The sequence below is a fragment of the Candidatus Methylomirabilota bacterium genome (genome assembly GCA_036005065.1).
Taxonomy (GTDB): Bacteria; Methylomirabilota; Methylomirabilia; order Rokubacteriales; family DASRDR01; genus DASYQW01.
Window position 1 is genome coordinate 1 of record DASYQW010000244.1, and the last position, 18,217, is coordinate 18,217.

The window sequence follows — 18,217 nt, forward strand, 5'->3', positions numbered from 1 at the left end:
CTCACGACGTGCGGGGGTCCAGGAGGTCGCGCAAGCCGTCCCCCAGCAGATTGAACCCCAGGACGGCCAGGGCGATGGCCATGCCCGGGAAGAGCGCGTATCCGGGCGCGAGCGGGAGGAAGTTCTGCGCGTCCTTGAGCATCAGCCCCCACGATGGATACGGCGGCTGGGTGCCGAGTCCCAGGTAGGAGAGGGCGGCCTCGGCCAGAATCGCGATGGGGAAGGAGATGGTGGCCTGCACGATCAGGGGCGAGAGCGTGTTCGGCAGGATGTGGCGGCCGATGATCGTCCAGTCGCCGGCCCCGAGCGCCCGGGCGGCCAGCACGAAGTCCCGCTCGCGCAGCGCCAGGAAGTTCCCGCGGGTCAGCCGCGCGAAGATCGGAATCGAGGCCGCCCCGACCGCCACCATGCTGATCACCATGCCCGGTCCGAACGCCGCCGTCACCAGGAGCGCCGACAGGACGGCGGGGAAGCCATAGACGGCGTCCATGACCCGCATGAGCGCCTCGTCCAGGAAGCCGCCGAAGTAGCCGGCGGCCATCCCCAGGAGGACGCCGACACCCATCCCGATGCCGACCGACACCGCCCCCACGACCAGCGAGGACTGAGCACCGCGCATGATGCGGGACAGGAGATCGCGCCCGTACTGGTCGGTCCCCAGCGGGTGAGCGGGTGACGGCGGCTGAAGCCGCGCGGTGATGTTCATCTGGAGCGGGTCCCGGGGCGTATAGACCACCGAGAGGCCCGCCACCGCGACGATCCCGGCCGTGATGGCGACACCCAGCGCGAAGGTCCCGTGGCCCAGGGACCCCCGCCACCACCTAGCCATGGGCCTTCGCTGCCGACTGGCCGCCGCGGGGCCTGCCCCCGGCTTGCCCCGTAGCCTTCAGCCGCTCAGTCATAGCGGATGCGGGGATCGAGAAACCCGTAGATCACGTCGACCGCGAAGTTCAGCGTGATGATGGTGGCGGCCACGAAGAGCACGACGCCCTGGACGACCGGCAGATCCCGCGCACTGATGGCGCTGAGGGCCAGTCGGCCCAGGCCCGGCAGGTAGAAGACGTTCTCGAGGACGATGCTGCCCGCCATGAGCTGGCCGAACTGGAGCCCCGCGATGGTGACGATCGTGATGAGCGCGTTCCGCAGGACGTGCTTCCAGGTCACCACCCGCTCGCCGAGCCCCTTGGCGCGGGCCGTGCGGACGTGCTCGGCGTGGATGACCTCGAGGACCGCCGAGCGCGTGGTCCGGGTCAGGATCGCCGCCTGGATCAGCCCCAGGGCGACGGCCGGCAGCAGCAGCGCCCGAAGGGCGGCCCCGAGGCCGGCCTCCCACCCGGGGAACCCCCCGGCCTCGACCCAGCCGAGGCGCACGGCGAAGAAGAGGATCAGGAGGAGCCCGGCCCAGAACGACGGGATGGCGATCCCGAGCTGGGAGGCCACCATGGCCAGGTAGTCTCCCAGGCGGCGGTGGTGGGTCGCCGCGAAGATGCCGAGCGGCAGCGCCGTCGCCGTCATGAAGAGAGTGGCCAGCAGGGTCAGGGGAAGCGTCACCCGGAGCCGGCTCAGGATCAGGCTCCCGACCGGGACGTCGTACTGGATGGAGCGCCCGAGGTCTCCGCGGAGGGCTCCGCGGACCCATTCGGCGTACTGGACGGGCAGGGGACGATCGAGGCCCATCGCGCGGCGGAGCGCGGCTGCCGCCTCGGGACTCGCCTCGGTGCCCATGATGAGGAGCGCGGGGTCCCCGGGCAGGACGCGGATCACCACGAACACCAGGATGGAGACGACGAACAGGGTCGCGGCGAACGCGACCACCCGGCGCGCGAGATAGCGGCGCATCATACTCGGAGGGGGGCTTCGCCCCCCGGAGAATGCCCTTTGGGCGAAGCCCAACCGTTCGCCGTCCGGCGAACGGCTCGGGCCTGCCTCCCCCCAGAGCCACGCAAGCTCGGAGCCACGCGGCGCCTGGGCGACCGGGCCGGGACAGCACCGCCCCGAGGGAGTACCCCGGGGCGGCGAGGCGGGGCCGGCATGGGGCGGCGGGCGGACGCTACTTCACCCAGGCGACCTCCGACAGGTCCAGCGAGGGCGTCGGGAGATCCTTCCAGATTCCCTGCACGCCCTTCTTGGCCGCCACGATCCGTGGGTAGACGTAGAGCCAGACCACCGGGGCCTCCTCGACCATGATCTTCTGGAGCTCTCCGTAGAGGGCGCGCCGCTTGGCGTCGTCGAGCGTCCGCTCCGACTCCTTGAAGACCTCCTGGAAACGCGGGCTGTCGTAGCGGAAGTAGTACTTGGGGTTGGCGTAGTTCCCGGCATCCCACGCCTCGGCGTGGCCGATGATCGTCAGGTCGTAGTCCGCGTTCTTGTAGACCCGGTCGAGCCACTGACCCCACTCGATCTGCTCGAGCTTCGCGCGGATCCCCACCTTGGCGAGCTGCCCCACGATCACCTCGCCCGTCCGCACGGTGTACGGATACTGCGGCGGGACCCGGAGGACGGCGTCGAAGCCGTGCGGGTAGCCGGCCTCGGCCAGCAGTTGCTTGGCCTTCTCGGGACTGTAGGCCATCGCCTTGGCCATGTCGACGAAGTACGGATTCAGCGGGTCGACGTTGGTCCCGAGGATGCGGCCGAAGCCGAACATCGCGCCCTTGACGATCTCGTCCTTGTTGACGGCATAGGTGATGGCACGCCGCACCCGCACATCCGCGTACGGCTTCTTCGCATTGTTGAGCGCGAGGATCACGTCGTTGGTCGTCTCCCCCAGGATCAGCTGCAAGTTCGGCGCGCGGCGGACGACCTCGATCGACTCGGGTCCCAGACCGAACGCCAGCACGTCGATGTCGCCGGCCTGGAGCGCGGCCAGCGCGGCATTGGGGTCCGGGATGAATCGGAAGGTCACCTGGTCGAGCCGGGGCAGCCCCTTCCCGTGGTAGTCCGGGTACCTCTTCAGGACGATCCGGTCGCCGCGGTCCCAGCGGGCCAGTGTAAAGGGGCCGGTGCCGACGGGCTGGGATCGGAGCTGCTCCACCGCCTCGCGGGGGTACATCACCGAGCCCTGGCGCGCGAGGTTGTAGAGGAACATGGCGTTCGGCTGCTTGAGGGTGACCGTGACCGTGTGCTCGTCCTTGACGTGGATCGTCGCGATGTCCTCGTAGTGCTTGACGTGGGGATGCTTCGTCTCGGGGTTCCGGGCGCGGTCGAGGACATACTTGACGTCCTCGGCCGTGAAGGGCCGGCCGTTGTGGAACCTGACCCCTCGCTTCAGGAAGAAGGTGTAGTTCAGGTTGTCCGCCGTGTGCCATCGCTCGGCGAGCCACGGCACGAGCGTCCCGTGCTGGTCCACCTTCACGAGCGCTTCCTGGACGTTGTAGAAGACGACGGCCGCGGTCGCGGAGGCCGGCGTCGCCGTCAGGTCGAGTCCGGGCGGCTCCGAGGTGACCTGCACCATGAGCGCGGCGGCGGGCGCGGGCGGCTGGGCCGGGCTGGCCACCGGGAGCGTGGCCAGGGCCAGGATGAGCACGAGGACCGGCGCGGAACGGAATCGGCTCATGACGGGGGCCTCCGCGTGGACGAGGCAGTAGATCTGGCGCACACTATACTCGAAGCGTCGCCCGACCCACAAGGAGGACGCCATGCGATACCGCATCATCGGGGTCTTCGGAGCGCTCGCGCTCTTCGCCGCGGGCGCCGGCACCGGCTGGCACAGCCGGGCCGCCTGGTCCCAGCCGGCCGGCCGTCGCATGAGCACCGACGTCCTGTTCCGCCAGACCACGGATGAGATCCCCCGCCCGGTGGCGCTCAGGGTTCACCTGAACCGCTGGGATCCGGGCTCGGAGACGGGCCGTCATGACCACCCGGGCCCCGTCCTCCACTACGTCCTCGAGGGCGAACTCGAAAACATCCGCGACAACGGCACCGACGTCATGCGGGCGGGCGAGGTCAAGTGGGAGCAGCCGCGGGTCCCTCACAATGTCCGGAACGTCCAGAAGCGCCCGGCCCGCGTCCTCACCATCCACTTCGATCCGGCCACGTAGCCGGTGTCGCGTCTGGTAAACTGCCTGACGAACGTCGAGCCGGGCAGCCCGAGCGCCGCCCCGAGAGAAAGGAGAGCCGAGATGCGCAAGCCGACTCTGGCCGCCGTCGCTCTCGTGGTCGTGGTGGCCGTCATCGCGAGCGGGTCATTCGCCGCCGCCCCCAAGGCGTACCAGTTCACCGGAACGGTGACCCTGTTCGACCCCAAGGCCAAGAAGATCGCCGTGGACAAGGACGGGGACGTGTGGGAGTTCTCCACCGACGGCCTCAAGGACCTCAAGGTCAAGAAGGGCGACAAGGTCACGGTGAACTACCAGATGGTGGCGAAGAAGATCGAGACGAAGTAGCCGGGCGCACCGGCCGAGCATCGCGCCGCGCTCCGGCAGGAGCTCAGCGTTCCGGCGAACGGGGCCGCCACTCCACGGCGCCGACCTCGGTGAGCTGCCGGAGGGCCCGCGCCACGTCGGGCTCCGCGAGCCCGAGACCCCGCGCCACCTCGTCCGCTGTCCGCGCCCCGTCGAGCGCCGCCAGCAGACGCTCGACCAGCTCCGGGCAGCGCACCGTCGTGACCCGCCCCGCGGGCGACAGCGCGACGAGCAGGCGCGTCGAGCCGGGCGACGGGTCGGGTAGGCGGGCGTCCCCCCGTCGGACAGCGGTCACCAGGCCCGTCACGTCCCACTCGAAGACGCAGACCCGCGCTCGCGCCGATCGGACGGGCGCCTCGCCGCCGGCGGCCCCGGCATCCCAACACCGCGGACCGGCCTCGACGCGGAAGAGCGCCCCTTCGTAGCCGAGCAGGTCGCGGCCGTACGGGATCCCGGTCAGGAGAGGAGCCATCCGGGCCTCGACGAGAGCGGCGACCCGCTCCGCGGTCTCCGTCGACCCCACGTCGGCCGATTCGAGGAGAGCGTCGAAAGCCGGGCCGTCGAGGACGTCGAGGAGGTCCTCGCCTCGATCCCGGGCGAGCCGGCGGCTCGCCGCGAACAGGCGGACGATGCGCTCCCGATAGAAGTGGCGCCCCATGAAGCGCGCGAGCCGGCGGAGGCGCTCGCCGTCGGCCTGACGCAGGACAGCCGCCTCGTCGGCGCCGAGCAGCGCGTCCGCCGCGGTATCCTCCGGCCGGGCGAGCCGCCGCCGGAGCCCGGCGCTCGTCAGCACGCGGAGCAGCGCGTCGTGGAGGCTTCGGCCGGTCACGCGGGCCTCATGCCGGCTGCGAGCGAGCACGACCCGGGGCGAAGGCCGTCGGGTCAGGCCTCACGCCGGCAGGCCGAAGGCGTCGCGAATGGCCCTGACGCCCGCCCGCAGCACCTCGGCGGTCAGCGCGCTCGAGAAGGCATCGAAGGTGACCGCCCGGAGCCCGGGCGCGCGAGCGGCCGCGTAGAGGGCGAGCTCCAGGATCTCCCGATCGGGGACCGCGGCGCCGATCCAGGGTCCGTCCAGGTCCCGGTCGGGCTCGACGCCCGCCACGTGGAGCTCGACGATCCGCTCGAGCGGCAGGGCCGCGACGAAGTCCTGCGGCGGCACGCCCGCGTAGTGGGCGGACAGCCAGGCATGGGAGATGTCGAGCAGCATGCCGCAGCCGCTCTCCGCGTAGAACCGGCGGACGAACTCGATCTCGCCGAGCTGAGGCATCGGGAGCGCCAGATAGGTCGGGATCGGCTCGAGCACGAGCGGAAGCGCGAGGGCCTCGCGAAGCGCCCGCGCGTTGGCCACGTAGTCCCGGAGCAGGTCTTCCGTGTAGACCGGCGGGAACACGTAATCGACGAAGGCGTCGCCGCCGGTCGTGTGGACGCGCTGGAGGTGCTCGGCGGCCCACGGAGAGCGATAGAGCGCGGCGAGCTGGCGCGCGCGCGCGAGCGCCGGTCCATCGAGCGGCTCGCTGAGCTGTCCGAGGAAATCGTGGAGGAGCAGCACGAAGCGTCCCTGGATGAGGGGAAAGCAGGGATCGTCGGGCCGCGGCGGGTCGGCCATGGCCAGGTGCTCGATCAGCCCGTGGGCCTCGAGGGTCGCCTGGGCGAGATGAGGATTGTAGAAGGCACCGATCGAGAGGGACACCGCCTCACATGATACGGCCCCGGGCGGCGATTGCCACCCGGGGCCGATCTGGGCTCCTCTACCCGAGGAGCTTGTCTAATTGTGTCAGGTGGGGACGACCTCGACGGTGTCGACGACTTCCAGCATTGTCCCGCCCCCTTTCCCGAGTGAGATGAGGTCGCCCACCATCATGACGCAACCATCGGTTCTTCCGCAATAGCAGAGGCCGGATGATCGGGCCAGGCGATGCCACCTCATCGTTGAATCCGTTGGCCGCGGCCTCTCGACTGAGGCGCCTGGAGCGACCCCGGGTCGGCGACCCGAGGCCGCTCCCTCTCACCCGCCCGTCAGGGGCCGAGGAAGGCGCACGCCAGCGCCCCGCCGCGCGCCACGTTGACGATCGGCGCCTGACTGACGCGGCAGTGGAGCCCCAGGTCCCACGGGGCATAGAACAGTCCCAGGGAAAAGTGACAGGGGCCCGCATGGGCGACCCCGTTGCGGAGATAGACCATCATTCGCCGGGTGCCAGGCCGGCGCTCCTGGACGACCCACGCCCCGGGCTCCCGCAGGGCCCGGGCGATCCGCGCCTCCCACTGCGCGGCCGATGCCTCGCGGCCGAGCAGGATCGCCTCGCCGCTCGAGCCGACGTTCGGCTTGATCAGGAGCCGCGCGGCATGCTGGCGCGTGTAGTGAGGAAGGTCGATCCGCCGGGCGTCCGGTCCCTCGGTGAACCGGGCCGAGAGCACGCGCGTCCACGGCACGCACCCGGCGAGGAACCGCCGCTCGGCGGGCGTGAACAGCCCGCGCGTCTCCGGCCGCATGAGACCTTCCAGGAGCCCCTTGTGACCGAACTCGCCGGCGAACCCCGGAACGACGGCGCCGCCCTGGACGAGCGTCCGGAAGGCGGCCAGCCCGGGACGGCGGCCTCCGGGAGGACCGAGCGCGTCATAGGCAAGATCCCGGTACAGGAGGTCCACGCGGAGATCTCGCAAGTACACGCGGCCGCGTACCAGGCGCAGCTCCTCCGGGGTACCGTGGGCGGCCCGGACCCCGCGGTCCACGAATGCTCGGACGAGGCGGGGCAGCTCGCTGTAGCCTTCGACGGGACCGGCCTCCTCGATGAAGGCCACACCGAGCGGCCGAGGTCGCCCGAGACGGCGGGCCACGCGCACCAGCCAGCGGAATGTCAGCGCCAGGAGATCGGGCGGAGCGCCGAGGCGCCGGCGCTCGGCCGGCGTGAATAGGCGCGGAAAGACCTCCCGGGCCAGGATGGCGGCGCCGGCCGTGTGGTTGTAGAGGCCGGCCAGCGCGGTGGCGTTCGTCTCGAACAGGACGGGACGAAGGGAGCCTCCATCCCCGGCCGCCTCGAGCCCCACATCCGGGCGGATCATGAGCGCCCACGGGGCCGGCGGGCCATCGTCGTCGAGGAGCCACTGCTCGGTGGGGGCGCCGAGCGGGCACAGCGCGCGGAAGTCGGCCACGTCCTCGCGGTAACGCGCGGGGGCGCGCGCCTGATAGCGATGGACCAGCTCGGCCAGGCGCTCGAGCGCCGGCAGCCGGCGGCGTGAGACGACGAACGGCGTGAGCGCGATCGGGTGCGGGACCGGGAAGGCCCCGGCCCGGTGTCGATGGAACAGGGCCACTGCCGTCTCGGCGGCCTCGACGGCCCGGTACAGCGCTCCCCGGGCCCGGGCGGGAAGCCGGGCGAGCCGGGCCCGGGCCACCTCCTCGAGCGGGATCATGGCGTCGGCGGAGAGGGTACCACGCCCCGTGACGGCGAGCCGAGAATCGCGGGGACGCCGAGCCGCGCAGCGGCTCCATCGCCGGACTCCATGGCGTGGCCGGTCCGAAGGGGGCCCACCGAGCCGGTGTCGCAATCCCGGTTGAACGACGGCGCTGACCCGGCGTACCATCCGAGCATGGCGCGGATGCCGGAGGCGCGCTCGCTGGCCGTCTGGCGCCGGCGGGCCATCGAACGGATGAGTCGATCGCGCGCCGCCACGCTAGCCCTCCTCGACCGCTTACCCGAGGGGGCGCTCCTCACGGCGCGGACCCAGGGAGACTGGTCCATCAAGGACGTCCTGGTCCACATCGCGGCCTGGGAGGAAGAGGGCCGGCGCCGCCTCGCGCTGATCGCGCGCGGACGCGGGCACCGGATCGTCTGGTACGACACGATGGCCGAGGCCGACCGCTTCAACACGCGGGCCGTCCAGGCCGCGCGCAAGGCGGGGCTGCCCGCGGTGCGCCGCCGCCTCGCCCGGGCGCGCGCCGGGCTGATCCGGACGCTCAAGCGGCTTCCGCCCCGCGCTCTCGCCGACCCGACGCACGACCTGCCCGTCACCCGGTGGCTCCGCGAGTTCGCCTGGACGCACGAGCGGGCGCATCGCCGGGACATCCGCGAGTGGTGGCGAACGGCCCGCGGGCGCTGACCCGGCCAACGAGTCCCGACCGATGGGCGTCGATCCGTTCTTCAACGATCCCTCGACCATCGCGGTCTTCGAGCGCTCCTTCTACGCGGGCGACGAGGCTGCCGAGGAAGTCCAGGAGGTCCTGAGCTGGCGCTCGGTGCCCGGGCGCATCCTCGACGTCGGCTGTAACGCCGGCCTTCATGCGATGGCCTGGGCGCGGCTCGGCGCCGACGTGGTCGCGATCGATTCGGCGCCGGTGGCGATCGAGCTGGCGCGCCAGCGGGCCGCCTCGCTCCGCCCGCCCTCCAGGGTCCGCTTCGAGGTCGCCGACCTCCTGGAAGGCCGGCTCGATCGCTGGGGCCGGTTCGACCTGATCACCGCGCTCGGTGGCGTCTTCAATTGCATCGGACGCGCCGATCTGGTCCCCGCCTTCCGAGCCGTCCACGCCGCGCTGGCGCCGGACGGCGACTTCGTGTTCGACGTGCTCAAGTGGTTTGGCGGCGGGAGAAAGGTCTTCCTGCGCCGGGACGGCCGCGGCGAGCTCAAGATCGTGTGGGAGTTCGACCTCGATCCCGTCGAGGGACGCGGCCGGGTGATCGGCCACTTCCTGGAGACCGGCGCGCTTCAGAACTCCGAGCGCGCCTTCTACACCGTCCCCGAGATCACGACGCTGCTCGGCCTGGCCGGGCTCGAGCGGGTCGACGTGGCCGGGAACCTCGCCTTCTCGGAACCGGTGGCCGCGGCCGAGCCGAGCACGTTCTTTCGGGCTCGCCGCCGACAGCCCGCATGAGCCGCCCCATCGCCGGACCCGACGACGGTGCTCGTCCGAAGGAGCCCGCATGACCTCGAAGCCCGCATTCGACGTCCTGGTGCACAAGAACGTCATGATCCCCATGCGGGACGGCCTCCACCTGGCCGGCGACGTGTACCGCCCGGCCCGCGGCCTCGAGCCGGTCGCCGGGCGGCATCCGGCCCTCCTCGAGCGCACGCCCTACGGAAAGGACCAGGCCGAGCGCGTCGAGCTCAACGGCCTCTGGTATGCCCAGCGCGGTTACGCCGTGGTCATCCAGGACGTCCGCGGCCGCTATCGGTCCGAGGGCGAGTTCAGCTTCCTGCGCCAGGAGCCGGCGGACGGCTACGACACGGTCGAGTGGATCGCCGCTCAGTCGTGGTGCGACGGCCGCGTGGGGACCTTCGGAACCTCCTACATGGGGTGGACCCAATCGGCGCTGGCCGCCCTCAACCCGCCGCACCTCCGGGCGATGTGGGTCAACCAGGGCGGCGCCAACGCCTACACCTCGACCGTCCGCCACAACGGGGCGTTCGAGCTCCGGTTCCTCTGCTGGGCCCTGTGGCAAGGCGCCAAGAGCCGCGAGGCCAAGGCCGATCCCGTCCTCGAGCGCGCCCTGGGGGCGGTGAACGTGCGCGAGTGGCTGACGCGGACCCCGCTCAAGCCCGGCGCGTCCCCGCTGGCGCTGATCCCGCGCTACGAGGCGTGGGCCTTCGAGCTGATCCGCCGGGGCGATTACGACCCCGATTTCTGGGGCGACCCCGGCTTCAACATCGAGGCGCACTTCCCGACTCACGCCGACGTGCCCATGGTCTTCTCGAGCGGCTGGTATGATTCCTACACGCGGGCGACGCTCGAGAGCTTCGCCGGCCTTGGCCGCCTCAAGCGCGGCCCCGTCAAGTGCCTGATGGGCCCCTGGACCCACGGGTACCGGTCGCTCGGCACCACCTTCGCCGGCGACGTCGACTTCGGGGCGGCCGCGGCCGTCGAGTACAACGAGCTGCGCCTCCGCTTCTTCGAGGCCGCCCTCCGCGGCATCCCGACCGGCTGGGCGGACGATCCGCCCCTCCGGCTGTTCGTCATGGGCGGCGGGAGCGGCCGGCGGAGCGCGAGCGGCCGGCTCGACCACGGCGGGCAGTGGCGGGACGAGCACGAGTGGCCGCTCGCCCGCACGCGCTTCACGCCGTATTATCTCCAGCCCGGCGGGGGGCTGGCGCCGACCGCCCCGCCGGCCGGGGAGGCCGGGAGCCGCTACCAGTTCGATCCTCGGCGGCCGGTCCCCACGGTCGGCGGCAACATGTCCTCGCTGGTGGGACTCATGCCGCGGTCGGCCGGCGCGCCGGAGATCGCGGTGGAGGAGCGGGAGCGGGACTGGATCGGTATTCCGGGGGCGTTCGATCAGCGCGAGGCGCCGCAGTTCTTCGGGTGCAGTCCCCCGTACCTCCCCCTGGCGAGCCGTCCCGACGTCCTCGTCTTTCAAACCGAATCCCTCGCCGCGGACCTCGAGGTGACCGGCCCCGTCGTGGTCGTTCTTCACGTGGCGTCCGATTGCCCGGACACCGACTTCACGGCCAAGCTGATCGATGTCTATCCTCCGAGCCCGGATTACCCCGATGGCTACGCCATGAACCTCACCGACTCGATTCTCCGCGCGCGCTACCGGGACGGCGACGGCCGAGCCCGGCCGCTGGCGCCCGGCCGCATCCACCGGATCGAGTTCCCGCTCTACCCGACGGCGAACCGGTTCGCCGCGGGACACCGGATCCGGCTCGACGTCTCGTCGTCCAACTTTCCGCGTTTCGACCTGAACCCCAACACGGGCGACCCCCTGTGGGCCAATACCACGGCGAAGGTCGCGACCAACACCGTCTTCCACGACGCCGAGCATGCCTCCTGCGTGGTGCTGCCCGTCGTCGCGGGCTAGGTCATTTCGGGGGGGTCTCGGAAGACCCCCCCGATGCCCCCCCGTCGTGGCGGCGGCGGAGCCGCCGCTCGGAGCACTCCTCGATGCACCACGCGCTCCGTGGTCGGCGCCGGGTCGGGTTACTCCGAGCGCGGGCTTGGCCCGCGCAACGCCCTCCTGGGGGGGCGTGGGAGGGGGCCGTCGAGGCGTCCTCCCAGGACCTGGCGACTGGTAGACTCGAGTCGAACGACTCACGCACGCCATCAGAGGAGGCGCACCATGGCCAAGATCCTGTACGTCGGCACCGCGGGCTCCGACGACCCGACCCGCGCAGGGTTCCCGTTCAACTTCGCCCTCGGCGCGGTCGAGGCCGGCCACCAGCCCGAGATCTTCCTGGCCGGAGAAGCCGCCTACCTCATGAAGGACGCCGTCGCGGGGGAGGTGCACCCGGTCGCCATGCCGTCGTGCACCGAGATGCTGAAGAAGGTCGTCGAGCACCGGGTGCCGATCTACGTCTGAGGGAAGTGCTCGGTGGCCCGGGGGGTCACCGAGGAGGATCTCAAGGGCAAGAACGCCCAGTTCATCAACCCCAAGGTGTTCGCCGAGAAGGTGGCCGCCGCCGACAAAGTCGTCTCGACCTGAGGAGATGCCACCATGCCGATCGAGCCGTTCACCGCCAAGGACTTTCAGATCTTCGCGATCCCGGGTTTCGCCGAACGGATGGCCGCCATCCGTAGCCAGATCCAGCCGAAGCTCGACACCTTCGGACTCACCCTGGCCCCGCCGCTCGCCCGCGTGGCCGAGGCCGAGCTCTTTCCGCACGTGGCCAGGCACGCGCGCCGTACGGTCAACCCGCCCGATGACACGTGGGTCGCCTTCGGCCCGGACCGCCGCGGCTACAAGAAGGCCCAGCACTACAAGGTCGCCATCTCTCGCCACTGCGTGCGGTTGCTCTTCGAGGTCGGCCCCGAGTACGCCGACAAGCGCGCGTGGGTGGCCGCCTGGAAGCGCCAGGCTCCGCGCCTGGCCGCCCGCCTCCGGAAGGCTGCCGGCCTGGAATGGTTCAAGAACGAGCACGACGAAGAGCCCGCCGCCGCGCTCGCGGACCTCGATCCGGCCGCCCTGAAGGGTCTGGGGGAGGAGCTCGTGCGGACGCGGGATGGCCAGGTGGTCCTCGGGCGGCGCATCGAGGCGACGACGGCGGTGAAGTGGCAGGGTCCCGACTACCTGAAGGCGGCCCTCGATACGTTCACGGCGCTCAGTGAGTGCTTCCGGCTGCGCTGAGGACGCGCCCCGGGTGACCCTGGAGGAAGCGCTCGACCAGCTCCGATCCGGCCCGGCGTCGACCCGCCGGGCGGCGCTCGAGGTGATCGCGGCGGCCGGAGATGCCCGGGTCACCGCGCCGGTGGCGGCGTGCCTTCACGCCGACGATCCGGAGACGGTCGCCCTCGCGGAGGCGACCCTGTGGCGCATCTGGAGCCGCTCCGGCGAGTCGGCGGTCGATCGGCTGTTCGCCGAAGGACTCGCCGCCATGGAGAAGCAGGACTGGCTCGGCGCGGTCACCCTTTTCGGCCGGGTGATCGAGGCGGCTCCCGGATTTGTCGAGGGCTGGAACAAGCGCGCCACCGCGCGCTATCTGGCCGAGCACTACGCGTCGGCTGTCGCCGACTGCGAGGAAGTCGTGCGGCGGAATCCGCATCACTTCGGGGCGCTGGCGGGCCAGGGGCTGTGCCACGCCGCGCTCGGTCAATACGCCGAGGCCGCGCGGTGCTTCCGGCGCGCGCTGGCCATCCATCCCCGGCTGGAGGCCGTCCGCCAGAACCTCGCCCGCGTCCAGCAGACACTGGTCCGCGGCAACGGCCACGTCCAGGTCTCGTGAACGCCGTGGCTCCTCGTGGACCAGGACTGGGGGTCCACCGGGAGGCGCGGGGTGTCGCGGGTTTTTACCGAGGCTGAGATCGCCGCACTCTGAGCGGCTCTGGAGCAAGTCATGGCGAAGTGGACGGTCTTCCCCGATGGGACCGAGCCCCCGCGAGCCGCGAGGCAGCTGGCCGAGCAGGTGGAGCAGGATGGCGGGCATGTCCTGAGCCTGTATCAGGAGCCGCTCAAGGAGGCCTGGCACCTCTTCGCCTTGCTTCCGATCGACCACGTCAAGGCCACGCCCTACCAGCGGGACCTCTCGAAACCTCATGTCAAGCGGCTCACCGAGGTGATGAGGAAGCTCGGGCGCTTCGTGGACCCCATCGTGGCGGTCTCCACCGGCCCCGGCGCTTACTGGACACCGAACGGCAACCACCGCCGAGAGGCCGCCCTGAAGCTCAAGGCCGACTACATCCCGGCCATCCTGATCCCGGAGACGGAAGTCTCCTTCCAGATCCTGGCGCTCAACACCGAGAAGGCGCACAACGTCAGAGAGAAATCGCTCGAGGTCATCCGGATGTATCGGGGCCTGATCGAGCAAGCGGGCCAGGCGACCGAGGAGGATTACGCGTTCCAGTTCGAGGCGCCCTACTTCATCACGCTCGGCCTCCTCTACGAGGCCAAGCCGCGGTTCGCCGGCGGAGCCTTCGCGCCGCTTCTCCGCCGCGTCGACCGTTTCCTCAAGCAGCCGATCAAGAAGGCGTATGCCGAGCGGGAGCGGCGGGCCGCGCTGGTCCGGGCGGCCGACGAGGTCTTGAGCGACGTGGTCGCCAAGATCAAGAAACGCGGGATCAACCATCCCTACGTGAAGAACTACGTCCTCGCCCGCACGACGCCCCTCAGCCGGGCCCGGAAGACCCTGCCGTCCTTCGATCAGACCTTCGAGCGCCTGCAGGAGAACCTGGAGAAGTTCGACCCGGCCAAGGTTCGCCTGGACGAGATCGCCCGCTCGGCCGTCTTCGCCGCCCCGGCGACGTGAGGAGGGGGAAGGTCTGAGCCGAGAAGACCCTGGCGGGCCAGGACGTCAAACCGAGGGAGCCACATCCAGAGTCCGAGGAGGCGACCATGGCACGTCGCTGGGTCCCGCTGTCGCTCGCGGGCGCGCTGCTCTTGCTGGCCGGCTGTTACGTGGCGGCCCCGCCACCCGCTCCGCCTCCCCCGCCCGCCGTCCAGGTGCCGCCCCCGGCCCCACCACCGCAGGTGGAGTCGGCGCCGGTCGCGCCCGGCCCCGCGTACATCTGGGTCCCCGGGCACTGGGCGTGGCGTGGGCGGCGCTTCGGCTACGTCTGGATCCCCGGTCACTGGACCCTTCCGGTCCAGCCGGGATACGTCTGGGTGCCGGGCTACTGGGCGCCCGGGCCCGGTGGATACATCTGGATCGAGGGTCACTGGCGCCCTCGCTAGGCAGGAAGCCGGTTTGCATCCTCTCTCGAACCGGTAGCCTGTCCGTTGGAGGATAGACACGGCTCGCTGGAGGACGGCGATGTCTCTTCGGTTCGTTCGTGCATCGATCGTGGTGTCGCTTCTCGTGGCCGCGGCCGGGTGCTACTCGGGGTCGCGGCCCGTCAGCCACGTGCCCCCGCCCCCGATGCCGGCGGCTCAGGCCGAGGTGATGCCCGCGTCCCCCGGCCCCGGGTACATCTGGATTCCGGGGCACTGGACGTGGCGGGCGTCCGACAGGACGTACGCCTGGGTGGCGGGTCACTGGACGGTTCCCCCGTCCGGCGGCGTCTGGGTTCCCGGGCACTGGGAGTCGCGAGCCGACGGGTACGTGTGGGTGGATAGCCACTGGCGCACTCGCTGAGTAGACACCCTCGGAGGGGGTGTCGGAACACCCCCTCCGAAACCTCCCCCCGGATCGTTGCGGCGGCAAAGCCGCCGCTCGGAGCAGCCAACAGCGGCCGTGATGCTATGTCGGCGCCTGAGACCCCGCCGCCTTCAGGGCGGTGGGGCGGTGGCGCCGAGCTCCGGGCGACACACCGCCCGGAAGTTGCACCAGCGGCAGATCCGCAAGTCCTCGGTCCTTTCGAAGTCGTCGAGGACCGCCACGTTGGCGTCAGGCTCCCGGAGCCAGGCCTTCATCGCGCGGATCGACAGCCGCAGGCGTTCACGCACCTCCGCGACCCGGGCCTCGTCCCACGGGTGGACGGTGACCGCGCCCTCGCGCAGGTTCACCTCCAGGAGGTCGACCAGCTCCGGCGAAACGTCGAGGATGTCCCGCGCGTACAGCGCGTAGCACCCGAGCTGGAGCGCCGTCTCCTCGGGCCCGGGGCTGCCGGTCTTCCAGTCCACCAGCGCCAGGCGGTCGGCCGCCGTCCAGTAGCCGAAGTCCGGCACCGCGTAGACCGGCGTGCCCTCGAAATCGAAGGCCCGGACGTCCTCGATCAGGATCCAGCGCTCGCGCGGCGTGTCCCGGATCTCCCGGACGAGCGGGAGCCGCTGGAAGATCCGGAGGCAGCGGAGGACGTGATCACGTAGCACCTGCCACGTCCGCGCCGTCACCTCGATCCCGTACTCGTGCTCGAAGAGGGCGACGTCCGCCTTCGGCCGCTCACGGTACCCGGCGTGCTTCGAGAAGCGCCACTCCTGGCGCATGCGGCGCAAGGTCTCCTCGAGGAGCCACGGCTCGGGAAGGTCTCGCCCGGCGTGGAGCACCTTGAGGGCCATCTCGATGGCCTCGTGGACGACGCGGCCGGCCCAGCCCCGGCGGCTGGTCAGCTGCTTCAGCACATAGAGCCGCCGCGCGTCCGGCGACGCCGCGGGCTCCCAGCCGCCCCACGCCCCGTAGTAGTGGTAGAAGTACTTGCGGCGGCACTCCTGGAACATGACGCCGCGGGAGCGCGACCACGAAAAGGTGTTGCTGAGCTCGGCCATCGCCCCAGGATAGCGGGACCTCCCGAGCGCGGCAAGGCCGCCGGGCGGCGACTTGACCGACGCCACCGGGTCTGGTAGGTAGGGAGGAGGCCGAGCCCGGCCCCTGCCACCAACCCGTCACGCTCCAGGAGGCCACTCATGGACACGCCCGACCCAGGCACCCCGAGCCACTACGAGCTCTCGCGCCGTGCCGCCCTCGCCGCCCTGGCGGCCGCCGGCGGGTACGCGCTGGCCGCCGACCCCGTCCTGGCCCAGGCGATCAAGACCGACGACAAAGGCCTGGTGGTGGGGACCGTCAACGTCGCCGGGGCCGACGGCACGCCGATTCCCGTCTACGAGGCGTACCCGGACCAGGCCGGCGAGTACCCGGTCATCGTCGTGATCTCGGAGGTCTGGGGACTCCACGAGTGGATCAAGGACGTGGTCCGGCGATTCGGCAAGGAAGGCTACTACGCGGTGGCGCCCGAGCTCTTCTCACGCGAGGGCGGGCTCGCCCAGGTCACCGATATGCAGAAGGTCCTGAGCGTGGTCTTCAACGCTCCGCTGAAACGGGTCGTCGGCGACCTGCGGGCGGGCGCCGAGTACGCCCGGAAACAGCCCGCGGCGCGGGCGGACCGGATCGGTGTGACGGGGTTCTGCTGGGGCGGGCAGATGACGCTGACGTTCCCCGCCTTCTACAAGGACACGAAGGCGGCCGTCGCCTGGTACGGGCCGCCGTCGCGCGCGCACAAGGACGATCCCAAGCCGATCGCGGCGCTCGACGTCGCCGCCGAGGTGCCCTGCCCGGTCCTCCTGCTCTACGGCGAGGCCGACCAGGGCATCCCCGTGGCCGATGTGGACAAGGAGGAGGCGGCGCTCAAGGCCGCGGGTCGGACGGTGGAGAAGCACGTCTATCCTGCCGCTCCGCACGGCTTCCTCGCGGACTACCGGCCGAGCTACCGCGCGGACGCCGCCAAGGACGCGTGGGGCAAGTGCCTCGCGTGGTTCCAGAAGTACCTGAAGGCCTGAGGACCCACAGGGCTGAGCCGAGCGGCTCCACCGGTCCCCTCGAGGGGCTGCGGGTCGTCGATCTCTCGGCGATCATCGCGGGGCCCATCGCGACGGCGTTCCTCGCGACCTACGGCGCCGACGTCGTCAAGCTCGAGCCCCTGGAGGGGGATGCCCTCCGCGCCTACCCTTCGACGCTTCCCGGCCACAGCCGATACTTCCTCGGCATCAACCGGGGGAAGCGGAGCCTCGCCCTCGATCTGAAGCACCCCGACGGCCTCGAGATCGCGCGGCGGCTCAGCCGCGCGGCCGACGTGGTCGTCGAGAGCTTCCGGCCGGGCGTCGCCGCGCGGCTTCAGCTCGACTATCCGACGCTGGGACACGCGAACCCGCGTCTCGTCTACTGCTCGATCTCCGCCTACGGGCAGCAGGGGCCGCTGTCCGGGCGCCCGGGGCTGGACCCGGTCGTCCAGTGCTACGGGGGCCTCGCCTGGGAGCAAGGCGTCCCCGAAGGGGACGTGCCCGTGCTGGTCCGCGGGAGCCTCGTCGATTACTACACGGGAAGCCTGGCGGCGTCCGGCATCCTCCTCGCCCTTCTCGGTCGGATGCGGACCGGGGCCGGGCAGTATCTCGAGACCTCGCTCCTCGACGGCGTCCTGGCCATGCAGGCCGGACGGCTGTTCTGGGCGGAAGCGCTCGAGCCGCCCGACGCGGTCCGCGATCTTCTCGGGGATCGCGTCTCCCGCATCTATCCGACGCGAGAGGGGTACCTCTACCTCTACGTCGAGCTCCCGAAATTCTGGGAGGGCCTCTGCCGCGCGCTCGGGCTCGAGACATGGCTCGGCGAGCCGCGGCTCCAGACGATGGTGGGCCGCCACACCCACAAGGCCGAGCTGATCGCGGCGATCACCGATCGCCTGGCCCGGCGGACCGCCGCCGAGTGGGAGATGCTCTTCGAGACGGCCGGCATCCCCTGCACTCGCGTCCGGACGGTCCCGGAGCTGCTCCTGGACGCCCAGGCGCGGGCCAACGGGACCCTCGCGACGGCCGCTCATCCCGCATTCGGGCCGGTGCGCTTCCTCGGCACGCCCGTGCGCCTCTCGGAGACTCCGGGCGCGCCGCCCGGCCCCCCGCCGGCTGTCGGGGAGCACACCGACGCCATCCTCGGCGAGAGCGGCTACACGAAGGAACAGGTGGCGCGCCTGCGCGCGGCGGGCGTGGTGCGCTGAGTGGGGTCGTTGCGGCGGCAAAGCCGCCGCTCGGAAC

General features: G+C 71.2%; 20 protein-coding genes. 13 read left to right on the plus strand and 7 right to left on the minus strand.

What is annotated here, in order from left to right:
* Window position 1: 1 nt before the first annotated feature.
* The 3 genes from VGW35_17440 to VGW35_17450 all read right to left on the minus strand — a co-directional run bounded on the left by VGW35_17440 (window position 2) and on the right by VGW35_17450 (window position 3,637).
* Entirely contained in the window at window positions 2-829 is an 828-nt protein-coding gene (locus VGW35_17440; protein HEV8309447.1) for an ABC transporter permease, read from the minus strand.
* A gap of 65 nt (window positions 830-894) precedes the next feature.
* A complete protein-coding gene (locus VGW35_17445; GenBank protein HEV8309448.1) occupies window positions 895-1,839 on the minus strand; it encodes an ABC transporter permease in 945 nt (314 codons plus the stop codon).
* A 211-nt stretch (window positions 1,840-2,050) separates the two neighbouring features.
* The gene (locus VGW35_17450) at window positions 2,051-3,637 is read right to left on the minus strand and encodes an ABC transporter substrate-binding protein (GenBank protein HEV8309449.1); all 1,587 of its coding nucleotides are present in this window, start codon (window positions 3,635-3,637) and stop codon (window positions 2,051-2,053) included.
* Between VGW35_17450 and VGW35_17455 the strand changes: the two genes are divergently transcribed.
* Complete coding sequence (locus VGW35_17455) at window positions 3,636-4,037, plus strand: cupin domain-containing protein (protein ID HEV8309450.1); 402 nt, start codon at window positions 3,636-3,638, stop codon at window positions 4,035-4,037. The two genes, VGW35_17450 and VGW35_17455, sit on opposite strands and share 2 nt — an antisense overlap.
* Window positions 4,038-4,118: 81 nt before the next feature.
* Window positions 4,119-4,382, plus strand: a complete 264-nt coding sequence (locus tag VGW35_17460) for a hypothetical protein (GenBank protein HEV8309451.1) — start codon at window positions 4,119-4,121, stop codon at window positions 4,380-4,382.
* A 43-nt stretch (window positions 4,383-4,425) separates the two neighbouring features.
* Here VGW35_17460 and VGW35_17465 read toward each other — a convergent pair whose 3' ends face one another.
* The 3 genes from VGW35_17465 to VGW35_17475 form a co-directional block, all read right to left on the minus strand.
* Window positions 4,426-5,229 carry a hypothetical protein gene (locus tag VGW35_17465; protein ID HEV8309452.1) on the minus strand — a complete coding sequence of 268 codons (804 nt, stop codon included), beginning with the start codon at window positions 5,227-5,229 and terminating at the stop codon, window positions 4,426-4,428.
* 60 nt (window positions 5,230-5,289) lie between these two features.
* Window positions 5,290-6,090 carry a DUF692 family protein gene (locus tag VGW35_17470; GenBank protein HEV8309453.1) on the minus strand — a complete coding sequence of 267 codons (801 nt, stop codon included), beginning with the start codon at window positions 6,088-6,090 and terminating at the stop codon, window positions 5,290-5,292.
* 326 nt (window positions 6,091-6,416) lie between these two features.
* Window positions 6,417-7,811 (minus strand): hypothetical protein, encoded by a 1,395-nt coding sequence (locus VGW35_17475; protein ID HEV8309454.1) that lies wholly within the window; start codon window positions 7,809-7,811, stop codon window positions 6,417-6,419.
* 177 nt (window positions 7,812-7,988) lie between these two features.
* Here VGW35_17475 and VGW35_17480 point away from each other — a divergent pair, with 177 nt between their 5' ends.
* The 9 genes from VGW35_17480 to VGW35_17520 all read left to right on the plus strand — a co-directional run bounded on the left by VGW35_17480 (window position 7,989) and on the right by VGW35_17520 (window position 14,894).
* Entirely contained in the window at window positions 7,989-8,498 is a 510-nt protein-coding gene (locus VGW35_17480) for a DinB family protein (GenBank protein HEV8309455.1), read from the plus strand.
* 22 nt (window positions 8,499-8,520) lie between these two features.
* Window positions 8,521-9,267 carry a class I SAM-dependent methyltransferase gene (locus VGW35_17485; protein HEV8309456.1) on the plus strand — a complete coding sequence of 249 codons (747 nt, stop codon included), beginning with the start codon at window positions 8,521-8,523 and terminating at the stop codon, window positions 9,265-9,267.
* 49 nt (window positions 9,268-9,316) lie between these two features.
* Window positions 9,317-11,191: a CocE/NonD family hydrolase gene (locus VGW35_17490; GenBank protein HEV8309457.1), complete on the plus strand. Its 1,875-nt coding sequence runs from the start codon at window positions 9,317-9,319 to the stop codon at window positions 11,189-11,191.
* Window positions 11,192-11,449: 258 nt separating this feature from the next.
* Window positions 11,450-11,689 (plus strand): DsrE family protein, encoded by a 240-nt coding sequence (locus tag VGW35_17495; protein ID HEV8309458.1) that lies wholly within the window; start codon window positions 11,450-11,452, stop codon window positions 11,687-11,689.
* A gap of 135 nt (window positions 11,690-11,824) precedes the next feature.
* A complete protein-coding gene (locus tag VGW35_17500) occupies window positions 11,825-12,454 on the plus strand; it encodes a DUF1054 family protein (protein HEV8309459.1) in 630 nt (209 codons plus the stop codon).
* Window positions 12,455-12,467: 13 nt separating this feature from the next.
* Window positions 12,468-13,049, plus strand: a complete 582-nt coding sequence (locus VGW35_17505; GenBank protein ID HEV8309460.1) for a tetratricopeptide repeat protein — start codon at window positions 12,468-12,470, stop codon at window positions 13,047-13,049.
* 111 nt (window positions 13,050-13,160) lie between these two features.
* On the plus strand, window positions 13,161-14,069 hold the full coding sequence (locus VGW35_17510) for a ParB N-terminal domain-containing protein (GenBank protein HEV8309461.1): 909 nt from the start codon (window positions 13,161-13,163) through the stop codon (window positions 14,067-14,069).
* Between the two features lie 86 nt (window positions 14,070-14,155).
* Window positions 14,156-14,494 (plus strand): hypothetical protein, encoded by a 339-nt coding sequence (locus VGW35_17515; protein HEV8309462.1) that lies wholly within the window; start codon window positions 14,156-14,158, stop codon window positions 14,492-14,494.
* Between the two features lie 79 nt (window positions 14,495-14,573).
* A complete protein-coding gene (locus tag VGW35_17520; GenBank protein ID HEV8309463.1) occupies window positions 14,574-14,894 on the plus strand; it encodes a hypothetical protein in 321 nt (106 codons plus the stop codon).
* Window positions 14,895-15,028: 134 nt separating this feature from the next.
* Here VGW35_17520 and VGW35_17525 read toward each other — a convergent pair whose 3' ends face one another.
* Complete coding sequence (locus VGW35_17525; protein HEV8309464.1) at window positions 15,029-15,964, minus strand: PD-(D/E)XK nuclease family protein; 936 nt, start codon at window positions 15,962-15,964, stop codon at window positions 15,029-15,031.
* 138 nt (window positions 15,965-16,102) lie between these two features.
* On the opposite strand from VGW35_17525, the gene VGW35_17530 reads away from it, so the two are divergent.
* Together VGW35_17530 and VGW35_17535 are read left to right on the plus strand one after the other, a co-directional pair.
* Complete coding sequence (locus VGW35_17530) at window positions 16,103-16,972, plus strand: dienelactone hydrolase family protein (protein HEV8309465.1); 870 nt, start codon at window positions 16,103-16,105, stop codon at window positions 16,970-16,972.
* Window positions 16,945-18,180 carry a CoA transferase gene (locus VGW35_17535; GenBank protein HEV8309466.1) on the plus strand — a complete coding sequence of 412 codons (1,236 nt, stop codon included), beginning with the start codon at window positions 16,945-16,947 and terminating at the stop codon, window positions 18,178-18,180. Before VGW35_17530 ends, VGW35_17535 begins: the two co-directional genes overlap by 28 nt.
* The last annotated feature ends 37 nt before the right edge of the window (window positions 18,181-18,217 follow it).

What these genes read in the sequence shown, in the direction of transcription:
- VGW35_17440 (HEV8309447.1), bottom strand. Translation starts at nt 829, where the DNA reads ATGGCTAGGTGGTGGCGGGGGTCCCTGGGCCACGGGACCTTCGCGCTG.
- VGW35_17445 (HEV8309448.1), bottom strand. Translation starts at nt 1,839, where the DNA reads ATGCGCCGCTATCTCGCGCGCCGGGTGGTCGCGTTCGCCGCGACCCTG.
- VGW35_17455 (HEV8309450.1), top strand. Translation starts at nt 3,636, where the DNA reads ATGCGATACCGCATCATCGGGGTCTTCGGAGCGCTCGCGCTCTTCGCC.
- VGW35_17450 (HEV8309449.1), bottom strand. Translation starts at nt 3,637, where the DNA reads ATGGCGTCCTCCTTGTGGGTCGGGCGACGCTTCGAGTATAGTGTGCGC.
- VGW35_17460 (HEV8309451.1), top strand. Translation starts at nt 4,119, where the DNA reads ATGCGCAAGCCGACTCTGGCCGCCGTCGCTCTCGTGGTCGTGGTGGCC.
- VGW35_17475 (HEV8309454.1), bottom strand. Translation starts at nt 7,811, where the DNA reads ATGATCCCGCTCGAGGAGGTGGCCCGGGCCCGGCTCGCCCGGCTTCCC.
- VGW35_17480 (HEV8309455.1), top strand. Translation starts at nt 7,989, where the DNA reads ATGGCGCGGATGCCGGAGGCGCGCTCGCTGGCCGTCTGGCGCCGGCGG.
- VGW35_17485 (HEV8309456.1), top strand. Translation starts at nt 8,521, where the DNA reads ATGGGCGTCGATCCGTTCTTCAACGATCCCTCGACCATCGCGGTCTTC.
- VGW35_17490 (HEV8309457.1), top strand. Translation starts at nt 9,317, where the DNA reads ATGACCTCGAAGCCCGCATTCGACGTCCTGGTGCACAAGAACGTCATG.
- VGW35_17495 (HEV8309458.1), top strand. Translation starts at nt 11,450, where the DNA reads ATGGCCAAGATCCTGTACGTCGGCACCGCGGGCTCCGACGACCCGACC.
- VGW35_17500 (HEV8309459.1), top strand. Translation starts at nt 11,825, where the DNA reads ATGCCGATCGAGCCGTTCACCGCCAAGGACTTTCAGATCTTCGCGATC.
- VGW35_17510 (HEV8309461.1), top strand. Translation starts at nt 13,161, where the DNA reads ATGGCGAAGTGGACGGTCTTCCCCGATGGGACCGAGCCCCCGCGAGCC.
- VGW35_17515 (HEV8309462.1), top strand. Translation starts at nt 14,156, where the DNA reads ATGGCACGTCGCTGGGTCCCGCTGTCGCTCGCGGGCGCGCTGCTCTTG.
- VGW35_17520 (HEV8309463.1), top strand. Translation starts at nt 14,574, where the DNA reads ATGTCTCTTCGGTTCGTTCGTGCATCGATCGTGGTGTCGCTTCTCGTG.
- VGW35_17525 (HEV8309464.1), bottom strand. Translation starts at nt 15,964, where the DNA reads ATGGCCGAGCTCAGCAACACCTTTTCGTGGTCGCGCTCCCGCGGCGTC.
- VGW35_17530 (HEV8309465.1), top strand. Translation starts at nt 16,103, where the DNA reads ATGGACACGCCCGACCCAGGCACCCCGAGCCACTACGAGCTCTCGCGC.